5 protein-coding genes are annotated in these 4,152 nt (G+C 39.0%); 2 read left to right on the top strand and 3 right to left on the bottom strand.

The window, feature by feature from the left end; genetic code table 11:
- The 3 genes from VFM80_RS09560 to VFM80_RS09550 form a co-directional block, all read right to left on the bottom strand.
- On the bottom strand, positions 1-351 hold a 351-nt coding region (locus VFM80_RS09560; RefSeq protein ID WP_395071605.1), incomplete at its 3' end, for a helix-turn-helix domain-containing protein.
- Positions 348-830, bottom strand: a complete 483-nt coding sequence (locus VFM80_RS09555; protein ID WP_395071604.1) for a hypothetical protein — start codon at positions 828-830, stop codon at positions 348-350. The genes VFM80_RS09555 and VFM80_RS09560, both read right to left, overlap by 4 nt.
- 406 nt (positions 831-1,236) lie before the next feature.
- Positions 1,237-2,319, bottom strand: coding sequence for a Kelch repeat-containing protein (locus VFM80_RS09550; protein WP_395071603.1), 1,083 nt, complete (start codon positions 2,317-2,319; stop codon positions 1,237-1,239).
- Between the two features lie 116 nt (positions 2,320-2,435).
- Here VFM80_RS09550 and VFM80_RS09545 point away from each other — a divergent pair, with 116 nt between their 5' ends.
- Positions 2,436-3,257, top strand: coding sequence for an SDR family oxidoreductase (locus VFM80_RS09545; protein ID WP_395071602.1), 822 nt, complete (start codon positions 2,436-2,438; stop codon positions 3,255-3,257).
- On the top strand, positions 3,257-4,152 hold an 896-nt coding region (locus VFM80_RS09540), incomplete at its 3' end, for an aldehyde dehydrogenase family protein (RefSeq protein WP_395071601.1). The genes VFM80_RS09545 and VFM80_RS09540, both read left to right, overlap by 1 nt.

The raw sequence follows: 4,152 nt of genomic DNA, 5'->3' as shown, positions 1-4,152 counted from the left end.
AGTTAAAACGGGGCTACTTTTTGTTCGTTTTTTGATTTCAATATTCTGAGCTGATGAATCAGCTTGCCAATGCTTGGTTTCGAGAAGTTTGATGGAGAGTGCCCTTTCAATATCCATCAGAGTTTCGATGGTAAAGTTATGGGTTCCGCTCAGCCATTTGCTAATTTCAGGAGAGCCCTTACCTAAAAGAGCAGCAAATTCTTTCTTTTTTAAGCCCTTTTTTTTGATGCCTTCCGCAATTTTTGCCGCAAGCATCATTTTTTTGGTCGTTTTGTCTTGTTCCTCAGGAGTGATGCCTTCCAGCAACTCGTTAAGGAGCTCGCTTTCGTATGTGTTCTTTTTGTTGCTCATATAAAATCCAGATTTCCTATAAATTCAAGTTCATCATCTGAAAAACGAATTTCTCCACTTTTCATTTTATCGGTTATCTCGGCGGATATTTCTCTCAATAAGTAATTTTCATCGGTTAATTTTTTGTTTTGCTGGAATTCTCTAATGATCTTTTCTTTTAGCCCGCCACCGCCAATTATAACGATGGCGCTCCCAAACCTAATGCAGTACAACCGCAGGTTTGCATCGGGTTCATCGTATAAGGCACAAACGCCATCTCCGGGTTTACCTTCATGCAATTTAAAGAAGTGTTCTTGTGCACCGGTGCGGTGAGCCATGGCACGGATGCGTTGTAATATGTCTCTGATTTCTTTTTCATGGAGTTTTGAATTTTCGTTTATGAAACGATCAAATAATATGGTTCCCTCTTCCATCTGAACGGTATAGAAAGAAGATTTGTCACCCGATATTTTGTCAATTTTTAGTAACGAAAATTTCAATGTTGGAGAACTAAGCTACGATTTTTTCTAATAAATTTCACTTATAAGTGAAATTTTACCCGAATTATGTCATAATTGTGAGTTTAAATGTAATCTTATAGTGTTAAGTTTCAAAAACTTATGTGCTTAAGGCCATTTTTTCGACAATTGTTTGTTGAGAAAATGAAGGCTTTGTTAGATGAACATAAGGTTGGATTAGAGAATAACTAACCAACGTTTTTTGTTTTTAAAGTAAGTTCTTCTCTCCTATTAAGAACTATAATTTTGAATTATAGCAAAGAAAATACATGGTTTAGACCAAGAATAATAAAATCTGGTAAAGTTTCTTAACCACGCATCAAAAACAAAAAAAAGCGAGAGGCTATTAACCCCTCGCTTTGAAAAATTCATTTCAAAAAATCAGGAATCAGAGTTCGTCTTCAATTTCAACGGTGAATTTTTGAACCTTATCGGTTATTTGCTGACCATTCAACATTCCGCCGATAATGTAATATTCATTTCCTGACTTTGCGATGCTTCTGTGGTCCATGCTTGGTGTAGGCTGAGCACCTAATTCAACCCATTCATTAGTATCCAGTCGGTAGGCAAGCACACTGCTGTCCGGGAAAGATGGTTTAAGGTTGTAACCGATTCCATTATAGTTATATGGATTATCGGTACCTCCAACAAACACTACCATTTCAACAGGGCTCTCAATCCCAACAGCAGCCATTCTGTAACGTGCTTTTCCGGGATGTTGTTTAATTCGGGTCCAGTTAATTAAAGTAGGGTCTTCTGAATCAATCTCACCTTTAATACTGCCGGGTGACATTTTGAAAATACGCTCACCTTCATCCACAATAGCTTGAACACCGTCAGATAAGATCATCGTGTTTCCAACAATTCCACCGGCATGGCCAAATACGGGAGGGCCTGCATATGGAGTGGCGTGTTCCCAGGAATTCGTTTCGGTGTCATATATCTGCACGTTAGATACATTATTGGTGTTATTCCATCCGCTAACTAAATAGACGTAACGATCTTGATAAACAAGAGAAACGGCATCTTCAACAGGAAGAAGCATATCTGCAACTTGCTCATACGTATTCGCAATGGGATCATATTTAAAAACTTCACGGGTTGAAACTTCAGAACCATCTTCAGCAACAGTATAACCTCCGAAAATGTAGATCTGCCCATTCACCGTTTCTGCGGTGCTTGCGAGACGCCCAATTTCATCAGGTACTGATGGAATTTCTTCCCAGGTATTGTTTTGGATATCATATCTGGCAGAGAAGTGGCTTACATTTTCGAAAGTTTTACCTTCTTCAAGCCCAAGGAAAGTGAATAAATAGGGGTTACCATCAACAACTGCTGAGGATACAGCATTATTGGATATAGGGATCGGTAAAGGTTCAACAGTTGACCAATTTAACGATACTTGTTTTGGAGCCTGTTGACAGGATGCTACCAAAACTACTAAGCTTAGTACTAATAATAATCTTTTCATTTGTGTAATAATGGACTTATTGTCTGATTTTTGATTACCCTGAACCCTAAAATTAGTTCAAAGAAATTTGTGTTCAGTTTTTGATTAATTTCAAGTCTTAAATATACGGTTTTTATATGTCCTCTTTTAAAAATAAAATAGTTTTAATTACCGGAGGAGCCCGGGGGATTGGCTTGTTAATGGGAGAGAAATCTCTTGCCAGAGGTGCAAATAAATTAATCATTTGGGATGTTGATGAAAAGGCACTTCAGGAGGCCGGTTCAAAGCTTACAAAGCAAGGGTATACCGTAGTGACTGATACAGTAGATGTCAGTGACCACGAAAGTGTTCTAAAATCTGCAAAAAAAGTACTTAAAGAACACGACCGGGTAGATATTTTATTTAATAATGCAGGAATTGTATCGGGTAAAGATTTTGATGAACACTCTATGGAAAGCATCAAAAAAACGATGGATGTGAACAGTCTTGGTATCATGTATGTGGCACGTGCTTTTCTTCCTGAGATGATAAAAAATGGAGATGGCTATATTATAAATATTGCCTCTGCTGCGGGACTCACCCCCAACCCGGGAATGGCAGTTTATGCAGCCAGCAAGTGGGCTGCTGTGGGTTGGTCAGAATCATTGAATCTTGAACTTCAAAAAAAAGGTACTCCCGTAAAGGTACTAACCGTAATGCCCAGCTATATCAACACCGGAATGTTTGCAGGTGTAACCGCTCCATTGCTGATGCCGCTGCTTGATCCCGATGATATCACTACTAAAATACTGGATGCCGTTGAGAGCGGGAAAGACCGACTAAGAGAACCATTTATGGTAAAACTGACACCATTTATTCGGGGAGTGCTTCCTTCAAAAGTCTATAACTTTGTAGCGGGTAAGATCTTCGGAGTATATAATTCTATGGATACATTCACAGGCAGGAAAAAGGAAGATTGATGGACGCAGCGAACTTATTAGAAAGGCAGAAAACATATTTCAGGTCAGGTGCTACCAAATCCATAGAGTTCAGGGTCCATCAGCTGCAAACTCTGAAGAAGTTATTACAGGAACATGAGGAAGAATTAAATGAGGCTATTTATAAAGATTTTAAAAAGCCTGCCTTTGAGACGTATGCCACTGAACTGGGATTGCTTCATCACGAGATCAACTTTACGATCAAGAATTTAAAAAATTGGGCTAAACCAAAGCGAGTTTCTTGGGATCTGATAAATTTTCCATCTTCAAATTTTACTTATAAAGAACCCTATGGGGCAGTCTTGATCATTGGTCCCTGGAACTATCCGGTTCAACTTACGCTAATGCCTTTGATCGGTGCTATTGCAGCCGGAAATACTGCAGTCATAAAGCCATCTGAAATTACCTCCCATACTTCAGCAGCCCTGAATCGAATTTTCGAAAAGTGGTTTAAGCAGGAATTTGTTGCAGTAGTGGAAGGAGGCGTTGAAGAGACACAGATGTTGCTGGATCAAGATTTTGATCATATTTTTTTCACGGGAAGTCCAAGGGTGGGGAAAATTGTAATGGAAGCCGCTGCAAAAAACCTAACTCCGGTAACCTTAGAGCTTGGGGGGAAAAGTCCATGTATTGTTGATGAGTCAGCCAACCTGAAAGTAGCTGCTAAACGTATTGCTTGGGGAAAGTTTTTGAATGCGGGTCAAACTTGTGTAGCCCCGGATTATTTACTGTTGCAGTCTTCTATAGAAAAAGAGTTTTTGGAATATTTTAAAGAGTCGGTCCGTAATTTTTATGGAGTAAATCCCAAATTAAGCCCGGATTACCCAAGGGTAGTAAATGAAGACCATTTTGATCGTTTAGTCGAATATTTGAAAGA

Source organism: Gracilimonas sp. (assembly GCF_035704785.1).
Classification (GTDB): Bacteria; Bacteroidota; Rhodothermia; order Balneolales; family Balneolaceae; genus Gracilimonas.
Note: the sequence above shows the minus strand (reverse complement) of the source record. Positions and strands in the feature narration are given on the sequence as shown.

Bases quoted from the DNA above. Each gene is read 5' to 3' on its own strand.
- VFM80_RS09550 (WP_395071603.1), bottom strand. From the start codon at position 2,319: ATGAAAAGATTATTATTAGTACTAAGCTTAGTAGTTTTGGTAGCATCC.
- VFM80_RS09545 (WP_395071602.1), top strand. From the start codon at position 2,436: ATGTCCTCTTTTAAAAATAAAATAGTTTTAATTACCGGAGGAGCCCGG.